This is a genomic window from Mesoterricola sp. MK458 (genome assembly GCF_055384935.1).
Window position 1 is genome coordinate 2,433,108 of record NZ_AP045075.1, and the last position, 15,839, is coordinate 2,448,946.

Sequence of the window (15,839 nt, forward strand, 5' to 3'; positions counted from 1 at the left end):
GTCCCTTTCAAGCTGGTTTCCGGTAACGGTTAGGAAGGAATCATCCCATGAACCGTTGGGGGCGGGTAGGATTTTTAAGGCACACTTCCGGTAACGCCCCTGGAACTTCCCCCGGTCAGGCGCCGTACCGTTCCCCCACCTCGCCCATGGTCATGGGAACGACGCCGTACCGGTCCCTCAGCGCCACGTGGAACCTGAGCAGGTCATCCAGGATCGCGAGGTTCTCCCGCAGGTGGGTGCCGAAGTTGTGGGGGTGCCACCACAGGTGGAAGGACTCCCCCCTGCGGGCCGCGCGCTCCATGGCCTTCCGGATCCGGGCCACGCGCAATCCGTCGAGGCCGGCGAGGCGGGGCGAGAAGGGCCGGAGGAAGCGGCTGGAGGGGCAGTTCACGAGCCCCGTGTCCAGCCACGGCCGGGGCACGAAGCCGTTGGGGCCGGAAAGGTCCAGGTAGTGGTCGGCCACCCGCGCCCCGCGGGTCAGGAGGGACTGGCCCGGACCGGAGCCTTCCTGGTACATCCAGGCCGCCTCGTTGCCCCGGAACACGGTGAACCCCAGTTCCTGGCAGGCGGCCAGGTAGGCCTGGTTGAACTGGTTGCGGGGGAAGACGAAGCTTCCGCCGGCGCCCAGGGGCCGGGCGGCCTCCTGCCAGGCGGCCAGATCGGCCTTGAACATGGCGGCGTCCTGGCCTTCCTCCAGACAGTAGAAGTGGGAGAAGGTGTGGCTGCCCAGTTCCATCCCCTCGCAGTCCAGCACCTGCCGCACCAGGGACAGGCCGAAGTGGTAGGGGTCGGCCCGTTCGTCCTCCCCGATCTCGTCCAGGGCGAGGTAGGGGTTCAGCTCCCGCCGCGCGTAGGCGGGGCGGAGCTCGGGCAGATGGGCGAGGAGGTCCTTCCGGGATTCGAAGAGGGACATGCCCACCGCGGCCCAGGTGGCCCGCACCCCGTGGCGCTTGAAGAGGGCGAGCATGGCCGGCACGGCCTCCCGCTCCCCCAGGATGTGGTCGCCGTACCCCTCCACGGTGCGGCCGCCCCTCACCCCCCACATGAGCTCGAAATCCAATGAGATGACGAAGGCGGGCGGGGGCGGCGCGGCCGCGCGCGCGGCCGCGGCCTCCACCCGGGGCGGGGTTCCGGTGGCGGCGTGGACCACCTGCCGGATCAGGGTCTCCCACCGGTCCACCACGCGGTCGTTGTCGAAGTGGGTCTCGATGCGCGTGCGGCCGGCGGCGCCCATGGCCATACGCTCGGCCGGAGGCAGGGCCATGAGGTCGCCCATGCGACGGGCCAAGGCCTCCGCATCGCCGCAGGGGACGATGTGGCCGGTGACGCCTTCCACCACCAGTTCCCGCACCCCGCCGGCATCGGTGCTCACCACGGGGACCCCCGCGGCCATGGCTTCCATCACGGTGTTGGGCAGCCCTTCCCAGGCCGAGGAGAGCACATAGGCGTCGCAGCCCTTCAGCAGCCGCCCCACGTCCGTGCGCGACCCCAGGAAGCGCACGCGCGCGTCCAGGCCCCTTTGCCGGGCCTCCGCCCGCAGGGCCCCCTCGTCCTCTCCGTCGCCGGCGATGAGGAGGCGCCCCGCCCCGCAGCGGGCCATGGCCGCCAGGAGCGTGGGATAGTCCTTGGCCGCCCGGAGGTTGCCCACCGCCAGCCAGGTGAAGTCGCCGGGCCCCAGCCCGAACTCCGCCCGCACCTCCTCCCGGGGCACCGGGGACGGGAAGTCGGCCGCTTCGATGCCGTTGGGGATCACCAGGGTCTTGGCGGGGGTGAGCAGGCCCCGGGCGACCATGTAGGCGATGCCCGCATGGGAGTTGGAGGCGGTCAGGGCGATGAGGCGCTCGGTGCGCCGGTACAGCTGCCGGCGCAGGCCGTTCTTCACGTGGGCGGTGCGCAGGGACGACACCACGGCCGGGACCCCCGCCAGGCGCCCGCAGAGGCGGCCCATGATGTCGCCGTGGTAGTTGAAGGTGATGACCACCGCGGGCCGCCAGCGGCGCAGCTGCGCGGTCATGCGCAGGGCTACCCGAAAGGCCATGGCCGGCGGCCATCCCAGGGTGGGCGAGCATTCGTGGACCGCCACCCCCGAGGCCCGCAGGTCGTCCAGGTAGGCCACCGAAGGCAGCATGGTGATGACCCCCACCCGCCAGCCCCGGCGCTGCAGCGTCGTGGCGATGCGGTGGAGTTGCCGGTCCGCGCCGCCCCGGATCAGGTGGTCCGTGATGAAGACGACGTCCATGGCTGGGGATCCCGGGAAAGGTCCCGGTGCGGAGCCGCCCGTCAAGGCGCGATCCCGTTCCCGGAGACGGAGTTTCCGCTCAGGGTAGCGCCACTGCCGCTGCTGTTGCGAATCCCGTACTGCCCGTTGCCGGTGCAGGTGTTGCCCGAAACCACCGAACCCGCGCAGTTCTCCAGGTGGATCCCGTTCTGGCTGTTGGCCGTGACCGTGTTATTGGAGACCGTCGTGTGGGTGGCCAGGGCCACCACCATGATGCCCTGGCCGGTGGTCCGGGTGACCGTGTTGCCGGTGATGGTGTTGCCGTCGCAGGCCGAGATGGCGATGCCCGCCGCGTTGCCGGAGAGGCTCCCCTCGCCGTTGCCGGAGAACGTGCAGCCGGAGATGACCGTCCCGGTCACGGAGGAGGTGGCGATGTTCACGAAGGCCGGGCCCAGGGCGGCCCCGTAGCCGGCGTTGGCCGTGAAGGTGCAGTTGGAGACCGTCACCCCGGTGACCGCGTCGCCCGCGTTGGGCTCGATGTCCAGCCCGCACTCCGGGGCCGTGCCCCGGGTGTTGCTGAAGGTGGAGTCCTTCACCTGGATGTCCCGGCCCTCCACGATGGACAAGGCGTTGCGCCGGTTGTGGTCCAGCTTGACCGAGCAGACCACCACCGACTGGCTGGCGCCGGAGATGTAGATGCCGTCCCCCCAGCATTCCCTCACCAGGACCCCCTGGATCACGACGTTGCTGGAGCTCTCGATGGCGATGCCGATGCCCCATTCCCCGGAGGTGCCGGTGTGGCTGCCGCGCTCCCCCGCCACGGTCCCGCCGGTGACGTTCACCCGGCTGACGCCGCCCAGGTAGAGGACATTGTAGTTGCCCACCGAATTGGGAATGGCCTGGAGGACGGCCCCGGCGGAAAGAGCCAGGGTCATGCCGCTCCGGAGGGAGACGCCGCCGTTGGCGGCGTCGATGAGGTAGGTGCCGTCGGGAACCACCACGGACCCGCCGGAGCCGGCCGCCGCGTTCACGGCCCGCTGGATGGCCGCCGTGTCGTCCGTGACGCCGTCCCCCTTGGCGTTGTAGGGGGAGTTCCTGACGTTGAAGGTGGCGGAGCCCACCGCCGGGGCGCAGGGGTCCGTGACGGGTGGCGGGGGCGGGGCGGGCGTGACCACGGTGCCCAGGGCCTGGGTGCCCCCCCCGCAGGACGCCAGCAGCGCGAGCGCCCCAAGCACAAACCCGGCCAAGGCGGGTCCCGAAGGATTGAAGGACATGAAGGTCTCTTAGAAAAAGAAGTGGGAGAAAGGTGTGCGCGTCGGTGATGGTACCCTCATTGCCGCCCGGGAACACCCTGAATTTCGCAAGAAAAGGGGGATCGCAAGCGATCCCCCTTTCCCTGCTTCACATGCGTTTTCGACTAGAAGGCCACCTTCATGATCGCGTCCGGAACCACGATATACATCGTGCCAAGGGAGGCGGGCACGGCGATCCCCACGGGGAAGGCCAGGGTGGCGGACAGCGGCGTGGAGGAGAGCACGTTCTTCATCATTCCGGCGATTCCCACGATGGTGGTGACGTCGCCCGCGGGGGTGATCATGCGGACGGTGTTGTTGTAGGTGTCAGCCACGAAGAGGTTGCCGGCCCCGTCCACCGAGAGGGCGTTGGGGTTGAGGAAGGAGGCGTTGATGCCGTTGCCGTCGCCGGAGCCCGGCGTCGCCTGGCCCGCGAAGGTGCTCACGGTGTTGGGGCCGAGGGCGATCTGGCGGATGGCGTTGTTGCTCTGGTCGGCCACGAAGAGGTTGGTCCCGGAAAGGGCCAGGCCGGTGGGGTTGTTGAAGGTGGAGACGGTGCTGTCCCCGTTCGTGAAGCTTCCGATGCCCGCCTGGCCACCGATGGTGGTGACCTCGTTGCCGGAGGCCGAGGAGATCATGCGGATCAGGTGGTTGCCCTGGTCGGCGACGTAGACGTTGCCGGTGCCATCCACCGCGAGGCCCATGGGCTTGTTGAAGGTGGCCAGGGTGCCGGTGGCGTTGTTGTCGCTGCCGGTGGCGCCCGAACCCGCCAGGATGACCGGCGCGCTGAAGGAACCGGGATCCGTGACGTCTCCGAGGTTATAGGTGACGACCTTGATCAGGTTGTGGCCCGTTTCGGAGAAGTAGATCTGGGTGCCGTCCGCGCTCACGGCGATGCCGTTGGGCGAGGCGCCGGATCCGAGGCTGGCCACGTCGCCGGTGAGGCCGGTGGCGAGGTCGATGGCCCGGATGTAGTTGCCGCTGGTTTCCGCGACGAAGGCGATGTTGTGCGCGTAGTCCACCGCGATGCCGCGGGGGCTGTTGTACTGGGCGACTTCCATGGGAGCCGTACGGTTCCTGTGGGCCGCGCCGCCGGGGACGCCATGGATGGTGGCCACGGCATGGGGGGCGGTGGTGTTGACGGTGCGAATCGTGTTGTTGCCGAAGTCGGCGACGTTGAGGACGCCGGCCCCGTCCATCATGAGGGCCGTGGGGTAGAGGAAGCGTGCCAAGGTGCCGGTGGCGTTGTCGTTGCTGCCGGTGGATCCGGCGACGCCGGCGATGACGGTCGTGTTGGTCAGCAGGTCAGGATTCGCGAGGTCGACCGCCTTGATCAGGCTGTCCTCGTAGTCGGACACGTAGAGGGTGTTGTTGTCCAGGGACAGCGCGAGACCAACCGGGTTCGTGAAGGCGTCGGCGACGACAAGGGTATTACCGCTGGTGGGGTCGATCCCGATGATGCTGTGGTCGCCCTTGTTCGTCACATAGAGCACGTCGTTGGAGGAATCGTAGACCAGTCCCGTGGGCCAGTCGAGCGTGGTCACGGCGCCGGTGAGGGTGAGGGTGGAGATGAGGCCGCCACCCGTGGGCACGATGCGGATCGCGTTGTTGAGGTGGTCGGCCACGTAGAGGTCGGTCCCCCTCAGGGCGATGCCCACGGGAACGTTGTTGGTGCTGAAGTTGAAGAGCATGGGGCCGGAGCCGGCGGTTCCGGGGGTGCCGGCGATGGTGCTGACATTGCCGCCGGTGTCGATCTTGCGGATCGTCTGGTTCCAGGCGTCGGCGACGTAGAGGACGCCCGTGCCGTCCACGGCCAGGCCGCTGGGTCCGAAGAACCGGGCGTCGGTGTCCTTTGCGTCGGTGGTGCCGTGGGTGCCGGCAACGCCGTACGGGGTGGACACAACGCCTCCGGCGTTGATCATCCGGATGGTGTTGTTGTCGTAGTCGGACACGTAGATGTTGCCCGAGGGGGCGAGGACCATGCCGTTGGGCTCCCAGAACCGCGCGTCGGGGTAAGCGCCTTCGGTGTTGCCCTGGCCGGAGGGAATGCCGGAGAAGGCTTCCAGGGAACCCACCAGGACCTTGGCGGTGGCGGGGGTGGTGTCGCCGGCCTCGTTGGAGACGGTGAGGGTGTAGGTGGTCGTGGAGGCCAGGTTGCCGGTGGCCAGGGGCGCGCCGCTGGTGATGGCCGCGTCCGTGAAGGCGCCTCCGGTGACCGTGGCGCCGGAGCCGGTGAAGACGGCGTTGAGCGTCGTGGCCGCGCCGGTCCCGATGATGGCGGCGCCGGGGGCGAAGGAGGTCACGGCGGGCGCCGCGACGCAGGTGGTGTCCTGGGTGCCGGCGGTGGCCGCCAGGCCCGCGGCGTTGGTCACGGTGCAGGTGAGGGTGACGGTGCCGACGGTGGTGGGCATAAAGGTCAGGGTCGGCGTGGTGTCACCGCTGGTGAGGGTTCCGTTGCCGTTGATGGTCCAGAGGTAGGTGGAGTTGTTCCCCTGGTCCGTGACGGTGGCGGTGTAGCCGCCGACCTTGTTCTGGGTCACGTAGGACACCACGGTGATGGTCGGCTGGGTGGCGACCGGGACGATGGTGCTGTCGGCGGTGCCCGCGGTGCTGGGCGTTCCGGCCAGGTTGGTCACGATGCAGGTGAGGTGGACGGTGCCGGAGGCGTCGGCCGTGAAGGTCGGGGCCGCGGTGGTGTCGCCGGCGGTGAAGGTGCCGCCGGTGATGGTCCAGGCGTAGGTGGAATCGGCCTGGGGAGGCACGGAGGCCGCGTTCCCGGTGGAGACGGTGGTGACGTAGGGCGCAACCGTGATGACGGGAGTGGTGGGCGCGCTGACGATGGTGCTGGAGGCGGTGCCCGGGGTGCTGGCGGTGCCCGCACCGTTGGTGACGACGCAGCTCAGGCCGACGGTGCCGCTGGCGCCGGCGGTGAAGGTGATGGCGTCGGTGGTGGCGCCGTCCGTGATGGTGCCGCCGGTGAGGGTCCAGGCATAGGTGGAACTGGCCTGGGTGGGCACCGAGGCCGTGAGGCCCGTGGCGCCGGCCGTGACCTTGTCGCTCACGGTGATGACCGGGGTGGTGGGCACGGCGAAGATGGTGCTGGTGGCGATGCCGGGGGTGCTGGCCAGGCCCGCGCCGTTGGTGACGACGCAGCTCAGGCCGACGGTGCCGCTGGCGCCGGCGGTGAAGGTGATGGCGTCGGTGGCGTCACCCGCCGTGACGGTGCCGCCGGTGAGGGTCCAGGCGTAGGTGGAACCGGCCTGGGGAGGCACGGAAGCCGTGAGGCCCGTGGCGCCGGCCGTGACCTTGTCGGCCACGGTGATGGCGGGGGTCGTGGGCGCGGCGAAGATGGTGCTGGTGGCGGTGCCCGGGGTGCTGGCGGTGCCCGCGCCGTTGGTGACGACGCAGCTCAGCCCGACGGTGCCGCTGGCGCCGGCGGTGAAGGTGATGGTGTCGGTGGCGTCACCCGCCGTGATGGTGCCGCCGGTGAGGGTCCAGGCATAGGTGGAACCGGCCTGGGCAGGCACGGAGGCTGTGAGGCCCGCGGTGCCGGCCGTGACCTTGTCGGCCACGGTGATGACCGGGGTCGTGGGCGCGGCGTAGATGGTGCTGGTGGCGGTGCCCGCGGTGCTGGCCAGGCCCGCGCCGTTGGTGACGACGCAGCTCAGCCCGACGGTGCCGCTGGCGCCGGCGGTGAAGGTGATGGCGTTGGTGGCGGCGCCGGCGGTGATGGTGCCGCCGGTGAGGGTCCAGGCGTAGGTGCTGCCGGCCTGGGTGGGGACGGAGGCCGTGAGGCCCGCGGTGCCGGCCGTGACCTTGGAAGCCACGGTGATGACGGGCGTGGTGGGCGCGGCGTAGATGGTGCTGGAGGCGGTGCCCGGGGCGCTGGCGGTGCCCGCGCCGTTGGTGACGACGCAGCTCAGCCCGACGGTGCCGCTGGCGCCAGCGGTGAAGGTGATGGCGTTGGTGGTGGCCCCGGCGGTGATGGTGCCGCCAGTGAGGGTCCAGGCGTAGGTGCTGCCGGCCTGGGCGGCGACGGAGGCAGTCAGGCCCGTGGTGCCGGCCGTGACCTTGGAGGCGACGGTGATGACGGGCGTGGTGGGCGCGGCGACGATGGTGACCGTGGCCGTGCCGGGCGTGGTGGAAGCGCCGACGCCGTTGGTCGCGACGCAGGCCAGTTCGACGGTGCCGGTGGCGCCGGCGGTGAAGGTGACGCTGGTGGTGGCCGCCCCGGCGGTGATGGTGCCGCCGGTGATGGTCCACGCGAAAGTGGCGCCGGCCTGGGGGGGCACGGAGGCCGTGAGCCCCGTGGCCCCGGCGGTGGCCGCGGCGGGAGCGGAGATGACGGGCTGGACGAGGGTCATGGTCACGATGGTGGACGAGGCGACGCCCTTGGCGCTGGCGGTGCCCGCGGCATTGGTGACCACGCAGCCGAGATCCGTGGTGCCGGTGGTGCCGGCCGTGTAGGTGATGCTCGCGGTGGTCGCGCCGGCGTCGATGGTGCCGTTGGTGATCGTCCAGGCATAGGTGCAGCCGGCCTGGGCGGGAACCGAGGCCGTCAGGCCGGTGGCGCCGGGGGCGACGTTGGCGGGCGCGGTGATGACCGGGAGGACGGGGGCGGCGACGATGGTGCAGGACTTGGTTCCCGCGGCGCTGGAGACGCCGGCCGAATTGGTGGCCACGCAGGACAGCTGCACGGTGCCGGTGGCGCCGGCCGTGAAGGTGACGGCGGTGCTGGACGCGCCGGCGGTGATCGTGCCGTTGGTGATGGTCCAGGAGAAGGTGCAGTTCGCCTGGGCGGTGGTGGACGCGGCCAGGCCGGTGGCCCCCGCGGTAACGTTGGCCGGGGCCGTCACCACCGGCACGGTGGGCGCAGGCACCGGGGCGGGGCCGGAACCCCCCCCGCTGCTGCAGGCGGCCATGAAGACAAGTGCCACGGAGGTTGCGAGGCCGGATAGAACCGTTCGCAAGGTGCCCTTTTGGGGGGGGTGATCGAGGAAGGCGGCGCCCATTGTTGCTCCTTGAAGGTCAAACCACCGCGAAGGCCCATGGGAGGCCTTCTTAGGTGTGGTGCATTACAAGCCGGGTTCAGAAAGCTTGAGGAACACCCTAGGATGCATGTTTTCTACAATCCATTCAATAACCCAATTAAAAGATTTTTTTACAGCACGCCGCCAACGTCCCGAAGGGACGGGTCGTCAAAACATAAAAATTATATTTATGGATCTTAGCTTCAGGGCTCGGTGTCGACGCCTTCGACCCGGCCCGGGTCCGCAGCCTGGGGCTCCCGGGGCTTCATGGAAGAACCTCGCATACGCATGTTCATCAGGAAGGTCTTCTTGTCCCGGTGGTAGGCGGCCTCGTCGTAATCCGGCGTGGAAGCCAGCGACCATTCCGCATACTGGAGCATGGTCATCACCGGCTTGGCCGGGTTCCCCGCCGCCAGGACGTTGGGGGGGACGTTGCGGGACACCACGGCGCCCGCGGCGACCACCGAATTGGGACCGATGGTGACCCCCGGCAGGAGGATGGCCCGCTCCCCGATGACGCAATTGTCCAGAATGTTGATCCGGCCGTACTTGATGACCTTGCGGTACCGCTCCTGATGGCGGAAGGCGAAGGTCCCTCCGTCGTGGGTGATGAAGACCACATCCGAAGCAATGGCCACATGGTTCCCGAGGGTGATCAGGTAGGGTTCCGTACCGAAGGAAGGAAAGCGAGCGAACCGGCAGCCTTCGCCCAGGACCAGACCGGCCCTGCGAGCCTGCCAAATCCTTATCCTTTTATATAAATTCTTGAGCTCCCTGATAATGCCCATCATTGACACCTGTGGTTGCCCTAAGGATCATGCACTCGAAGCATTCAACCGATCAAGGCTATTTTTTTCAACCGCAACCACGGTCCTGGAAGGGAAAAGGGATCACCAGGGACGGGGGAACAGCCTCAGCAGTTCCCGCACCTTGTCCCTGCGGTACGCCTCCCGGTCATAGGGCGGGTTGGCGGCCAGGAGGTTCTCCGCGTAGGAATCGATGTCCCGGATGACCCGGGCGGGAACCCCGGCCGCCACGCTGTTGGGGGGCACATCCTTGGTCACGATCGAGCCGCTGGCCACCACCGCGTTGGGCCCGACGCTGACGCCGGGCATGAGGTAGGCCCCCTTCCCGATGAAACAGTTGTCGTGAATGGTGATGCGCCCATAGCGGATGACCTCCCGGAACCGCTCCTGGTCCCGGATCACCCACGTGCCCCCATCATGTGTAATGAAAGTGACATTACTCGCCAGGGTCACGTGCCGGCCGATGCTGATCAGGTAAGGCTCGGAGCCGAAATCCGGAATGCTCACCATGCGGCAGTCGGGAGCCACCTGAAGGCCCTGCTTCAGGTAGCCCCTGAGTCGCCATTTGTAGATCAGGGATCCGAGCATCGGGTACACCTTTCCGGTTGGGCCCGCCCAGTGTAGTGGATGCGGCCACGGGGAGGAATCCTTGGGGCGCGGCTACCCTGGACTGCGGCGAAAGTTATATTTTATTAATCAGAATTTCCCCGAAGGGAACGAAAATCATTCCTTTTTCCTTTTTACACCCCGTGTTTCTGCAATGAATATAAAATTCCTTGGATCTCATGTCTAATGGGTTGCCAAAAAGGACCCGATAGAACGGGCGTGAGGGCGGAGGAGCCCATGAACGGTATTGGCATCCAATTACGTCTCCTGGGTCTGCTCGTCATCGGAACCGTCTGCTCCCTCATCGCCTGCGGCGGGGCGGGGTCCCCGAACCCGGGCCTGACGGCGACCGGCGCCGCGCCGTTGACCCTCAACCTCGATTACGTGGACACCAACGGCAATGACATCGTCACGGCCACCGTGTCCAACCACACGGCCTCGGACACCGGGATGGTCTGGTCGGTGGACAACATCCCGGGCGGCAACGAGGCCGTGGGCACCATTTCCGGCACCGGCACGGCGGGCACCTACGTGGCCCCGACCCTCCCCGGCCTCCACACCATCACGGCCGTCAGCACGGCGGACGCCAAACGGGTGGCCACCGCACCCGTGCGGGTCTTCGCACCGGCCATGGAGGTGGCCCTGGAACCGGCCTCCGGCAGCCTGGCCCCATCCGAGACCCTGACCCTCACGGCATCCGTGACGGGAACCCGCCATACGAGCGTCGCCTGGTCCGTGGACGGCGTCGCGGGGGGCAATGCGTCCACGGGCATCATCACCGGGTCCGGTTCCACCGTGACCTATACCGCGCCCGCGTCCTCGGGGAGCCACACCATCCAGGCCGCCAGTTCCGTGAATCCCCAGGTCTTCGAAAGGGCCGTCCTGACTGTGGTCGCCCCGGGCGCGATCGTCGTGGGCGTAAGCCCTGCCAGCGCCTCCATCCCGAACGGAGGCACCGTCTCCCTGACGGCCACCGTCACCGGCTCCACGAACCCCGCGGTCACCTGGGACGTGGATGGCATCGCGGGCGGCAACGCCTCGACGGGAACCCTCACCGGCACCGGCAGCACCGTCGTCTACACCGCCCCCGCCACCGCCGGGACCCACACGGTCAGGGCCACCAGCGCCGCGGCCCCCGCCAGTTCGGGGGCGGCCGCCATCACCGTGGCGCTTCCCGTGCAGGTGGCCCTCACGCCCGCCTCCGCGAGCCTCTCCCCGGGCGGCACCGCCTCCATCACGGCCACGGTCACCGGAACGGACACCACCGGGGTGGCCTGGTACGTCGACGGCATCCCCTCCGGCAACGCGACCGTGGGCACGATCACGGGCACCGGGAACCTCGTCACCTATACCGCCCCCGCCGCGGCGGGATCCCACACCGTATCCGCCACCTGCGCCGCGGACGCCACCCGGTCCGCCACGGCGGTGATGACGGTGCTGCCGCCGGTGCAGGTGAGCATCAGCCCGTCCGGAGGCACCCTGAGCACGGGCGCCACGGCCTCCGTGACCGCCACCGTCACCGGAACCTCCAACACGGCCGTCACCTGGACCGTGGACAGCATCGCCAACGGCAACACCACCGTGGGCACCCTCACCGGCACCGGCAACACCCGCACCTACACGGCCCCCGCGGCCGCGGGCACCCACACCATCGTCGCCACCAGCGTCGCCGACCCCACCCGGTCCGCCTCCGGGACCGTCACGGTCCAGTCCGGCGTCGCCGTGACCCTGACGCCGGGGACCGGCTCCCTCGCCACAGGCACGGCCCTCTCCTTCACGGCGACGGTCACCGGCACCACCTCCACCGGCGTCACCTGGACGGTGGACGACATCGCGGGCGGCAACGCCACCGTGGGCGTCATCTCCGGCACGGGAGCCACGGTCACCTATACGGCGCCCGCCACAGCCGGTACCCACGTCGTCTCGGCCAGGAGCACCACCGACACCACCAAGTCGGCCTCCTCCACCGTCACGGTCACCGCCGGCGTGACGGTCACCCTCAGCCCGGGCACCACCACCCTCACGGGCGGCACCACGAAGACCTTCACCGCCACGGTCACCGGCACCACGGCGACCGGCGTCACCTGGGCGGTGGACGACATCGCCGGCGGCAACGCCACCGTGGGCGTCATCTCCGGCACGGGGAGCACGGCCACCTACACGGCGCCCGCCGCCGCGGGCACCCACGTCGTCTCGGCCAGGAGCACCGCCGACACCACCAAGTCGGCCTCCTCCACCGTCACGGTCACCACCGGCGTGACGGTCACCCTCAGCCCGGGCAGCACCACCGTCACGGGCGGCACCACGAAGACCTTCACCGCCACGGTCACCGGATCCACCGCCGGGGTCACCTGGAACGTGGACAACGTGCCCGGCGGCAACGCCACCACCGGCACCCTCTCGGGCACCGGCACCACGGTCACCTACACCGCGCCCCTCGCCGCAGGGACCCATACCATCCTGGCCCAGAGCGTGGGCGACACCACCCGCAACGCTTCGGCCACCGTCACGGTGACCGCCCCGGTGGTGGTCCTGGTCCTGAGCCCCGCGGCCACGGCCAGCGTCGCCACCTCCGGCAGCCTCTCCTTCACGGCCACGGTGACCGGGACGAGCGAAACCGGCGTCACCTGGACGGTCGACACGATCGTCGGCGGCAATTCCACGGTCGGCACCCTCTCGGGGACCGGGGGAACCGTCACCTACGCGGCCCCCGCCGCGGCCGGCACCCACACGGTGAAGGCCACCAGCGTCGCCGACCCGACCAAGTCCTCCTCCACCGTGGTCACGGTGGCGGCCCCCGGCACCACCTCGGCCATCGAACTGACCCCCGGCACGCCCACCGCCATCGGCAGCGGCGGCCAGTTGACCTTCTCCGCGGCCATCACCGGCTCCTCCACCGATTCCGTGACCTGGAGCGTGGACGGGATCACCGGCGGCAATTCCACCGTCGGGACCATCAGCTCCGCCGGCGTCTACACCTGCCCTGCCGCATCCGCCAAGGCGATCCGCAGGATCACGGCCACCTCCGTCTCGACGCCTTCGGTCAGCGCCAGCGTGCGAATCCTGACGGTGGCCAGCAACACCACCCTCAACGCCAAGACCCAGTACGGCGCCACCGGTGACGGCACCACCGACGACACCGCCGCCATCAACCGGGCCCTGGCCGCCACGGGCTCGGGCATCTGCTACGTCCCCGCCGGCACCTACCTCATCAATCCCGTCGCGTCCTCCAGCCAGTTCGGCCTCTACCTCAATTCCGGCAACACGCTGCTGCTGGATCCGGGCGCGGTGCTCCAGTGCAAGACCATGAGCATCGGGAGCGGCTACGCCCTGGTGGGGATGCGGGAGAGCAACATCGCCCTGGTGGGCGGCACCCTCATCGGCGACCGGGTGGCCCGGAACCTTCCCACCTACATCAACGGGGTCGGCTCGGACATGGAGGTCGGCAACGGGGTTTCCATCGGCACCGCCAACGGCATCACCCTCCTGGGGGTCACCTCCAAGAACAACTGCAACGACGGCTTCTACATCTACAACAACGTGTCCGGCGTCGTGATCTCCGACTGCACCTCGGACAACAACCGCCGCCAGGGCTGTTCACTGGTCTACTGCAACGGCGTCGTCATCCAGTACAGCACCTTCAGCAACACCAACGGCAACGACCCGGCCTGCGGCCTGGATTTCGAGCCCAACTCGGGTTCCACCGTCAAGAACGTCCAGGTCATCGGCTGCAACATCTTCGGCAACGCCGGGGGCGGCATCGCCGGCGGCGGTTCCACGAAGAACGGCCCCACCGGCAACGGCACCGCCTTCTGCACGGACTGCGTCGTCACCGGCTGCACCATCACCGACAACGGCGGCAGCAACTACCACCTCGGCGGCATCGCCTGGGACGAGTCCGAGCGCATCTCCTTCACCAACAACACGATCCGGAACAACAAGGGGGACGGCATCTGGATCGACTACTACGCCATGGATTTCGTGATCACGGGGAACACCGTCACCGGGAACCAGGGCGACGGCATCTACCTGTCCTACTGCACGGGGACCGTCGTCAACGGCAACACCGTCCTCGGCAACACCGGAACCGCCATCCGCAACGCCGACGGGTCCGCCACCGTGGGCACCAATACGACCAAGTAGCCCATGAAGCCCCTGACCCTGATGCTCGCACTGATGCAGGTGGCCGGTGTGGCCGTCGCGGCGCCGAAGCCGCCGGCCATGCCCCACGCCCAGGTCCGCAAGGCGCCCTACGGCGCCCGGGGCGACGGGATCACCGACGACACCGCGGCCATCCAGCGGGCCATCGACGCGGTCGCCGGCAGCGGGGGCACGGTGGAGATCCCCGACGGAACGTACATGATCAACGCCACCGCCCGGGACGGGCGGAACGGCCTGATCCTGGGCAGCCGCATGACCCTGCGCCTGGCCCCCCGGGCCGTGCTGAAGGCCTTTCCCTCCGCGGCCCCGCGCTATTCGATCCTGACCCTGGACGGGGCCAGCGACGTGACCATCCAGGGAGGGTCCCTCCAGGGGGACCGGGACACCCACCAGGGCCTCGCCGGGGAATGGGGCATGGGCCTTTCGGTCATCTCCTCCAGCCGGATCCTCGTGCAGGGCCTGGCCGTCTCGGACTGCTGGGGGGACGGGTTCTACGTGGCCAAGGCCTGCTCGGCGCTCACCTTCAGCAAGGTGGTCGCGGACCGCAACCGCCGCCAGGGGATGTCCATCGTCGGCGGCCAGGACATCCTGGTCAAGGCCTCCACGTTCCGGAACACCCAGGGGACCCCGCCCGAATGCGGCATCGACGTGGAGCCCAACGCAGGGGAGACGGTGACCCGCCTGGTCATCGCCGACTGCACGGTCACCGGCAACCGGGGCGGCGGAATCGCCGGCGGCCCCCCGGCCAGGTACAGCAATTCCGCCTTCTTCAACAACTCCCAGATCCTGCGCAACGTCATCTCAGGGAATGGCGGCTTCGGCGTGGGCATCTCGGCGTGCGACGGGAACCTGATCAAGGACAACACGATCCAGTCCACCGACGGGTACGGCATCCACCTGCGCACCAACGCAACAGGCATGACCGTCCAGGGGAACACCGTCACGGGCAGCACCCGGGACGGCATCTACCTGGAGTCCTGTCCGGGCACCTGGGTGGAGGGCAACGTGGTCCGCGGCAACAGGGGCCGGGGCATCCGCCAGGACCGGGGCAACGGGGCTTCGCTGGGGGCAAACCAGGTGGCGGGAAACGGAAGCTAGTGCAGGGCAATTGGATTAGCGGAACCCTTTCGCCCAAATGGAATGTTGAGAAATATTCGAGTAAAGAACACGTACGCCGAGCACGCCGAGGCGCAGAGTTACGCTGAGGCGGCTTCGCATCCTTGGCGCCGACCCATGCCGCCCAGGCCCCGCCCGCTGTCGCGGGCCGCGCCGTGACCGGCGCGCGACAGGGGGCGCAGGCCCTTCCGCATGCAAGCCTGTGGCGGGCCAGCGCCCCCTGCCTTGAACGGGCCTGGGCTCAGCAATCGGTTCAGGTGTCAGGTGGGGGATCTTCCTGGGGGGAAAGGGACCCTCCCGGAAGGGGGTCTGGCACGCACAAGAATGTACTTGCCTCGCCGGATTCCGGCATCCGCCGCATCAAGCCCAGGACCGTCCAAGGCAGGGTGCGCGGGTCCTTCCTCAGGCTCGCATGCGGAAGGGCCCGCGCACCCTGCCGCGCGCCGCGTTAGCGGTGCGGACCGCGATAGCGGTCAGGGCCTGGGCGGCATGGGTCGCGAAATGGAGTTGCGAAGCACCTCTGCGCAACTCTGCGCCTCGGCGTGCTCGGGTCGGGTAGGCCCGGGGCGTTGCCGCCCCAGGCCCCCCTCAGATCCGGACGTGCCCGATT

At 69.0% G+C, this 15,839-nt stretch carries 7 protein-coding genes; 2 read left to right on the forward strand and 5 right to left on the reverse strand.

The genetic code is table 11. From position 1 onward, the window contains the following. Nucleotides 1-115 precede the first annotated feature (115 nt). From ACZ5LB_RS10625 to ACZ5LB_RS10645, 5 genes are all read right to left on the reverse strand, one after another. Nucleotides 116-2,239 carry a glycosyltransferase gene (locus tag ACZ5LB_RS10625; RefSeq protein ID WP_464602191.1) on the reverse strand — a complete coding sequence of 708 codons (2,124 nt, stop codon included), beginning with the start codon at nt 2,237-2,239 and terminating at the stop codon, nt 116-118. Between the two features lie 41 nt (nt 2,240-2,280). Then, nucleotides 2,281-3,492 carry a right-handed parallel beta-helix repeat-containing protein gene (locus ACZ5LB_RS10630; protein WP_464602192.1) on the reverse strand — a complete coding sequence of 404 codons (1,212 nt, stop codon included), beginning with the start codon at nt 3,490-3,492 and terminating at the stop codon, nt 2,281-2,283. Nucleotides 3,493-3,635: 143 nt separating this feature from the next. Beyond that, complete coding sequence (locus ACZ5LB_RS10635) at nt 3,636-8,447, reverse strand: hypothetical protein (RefSeq protein WP_464602193.1); 4,812 nt, start codon at nt 8,445-8,447, stop codon at nt 3,636-3,638. Nucleotides 8,448-8,743: 296 nt separating this feature from the next. Beyond that, on the reverse strand, nt 8,744-9,178 hold the full coding sequence (locus ACZ5LB_RS10640) for an acyltransferase (RefSeq protein WP_464602194.1): 435 nt from the start codon (nt 9,176-9,178) through the stop codon (nt 8,744-8,746). A gap of 252 nt (nt 9,179-9,430) precedes the next feature. Then, entirely contained in the window at nt 9,431-9,934 is a 504-nt protein-coding gene (locus tag ACZ5LB_RS10645; RefSeq protein ID WP_464602195.1) for an acyltransferase, read from the reverse strand. A 255-nt stretch (nt 9,935-10,189) separates the two neighbouring features. Here ACZ5LB_RS10645 and ACZ5LB_RS10650 point away from each other — a divergent pair, with 255 nt between their 5' ends. Continuing rightward, nucleotides 10,190-14,095 carry a beta strand repeat-containing protein gene (locus ACZ5LB_RS10650; protein WP_464602196.1) on the forward strand — a complete coding sequence of 1,302 codons (3,906 nt, stop codon included), beginning with the start codon at nt 10,190-10,192 and terminating at the stop codon, nt 14,093-14,095. 3 nt (nt 14,096-14,098) lie between these two features. Continuing rightward, entirely contained in the window at nt 14,099-15,211 is a 1,113-nt protein-coding gene (locus ACZ5LB_RS10655; protein WP_464602197.1) for a right-handed parallel beta-helix repeat-containing protein, read from the forward strand. Nucleotides 15,212-15,839 lie beyond the last annotated feature (628 nt).

Bases quoted from the DNA above. Each gene is read 5' to 3' on its own strand.
- ACZ5LB_RS10650 (WP_464602196.1), top strand. From the start codon at position 10,190: ATGAACGGTATTGGCATCCAATTACGTCTCCTGGGTCTGCTCGTCATC.
- ACZ5LB_RS10655 (WP_464602197.1), top strand. From the start codon at position 14,099: ATGAAGCCCCTGACCCTGATGCTCGCACTGATGCAGGTGGCCGGTGTG.
- ACZ5LB_RS10630 (WP_464602192.1), bottom strand. From the start codon at position 3,492: ATGTCCTTCAATCCTTCGGGACCCGCCTTGGCCGGGTTTGTGCTTGGG.
- ACZ5LB_RS10625 (WP_464602191.1), bottom strand. From the start codon at position 2,239: ATGGACGTCGTCTTCATCACGGACCACCTGATCCGGGGCGGCGCGGAC.
- ACZ5LB_RS10645 (WP_464602195.1), bottom strand. From the start codon at position 9,934: ATGCTCGGATCCCTGATCTACAAATGGCGACTCAGGGGCTACCTGAAG.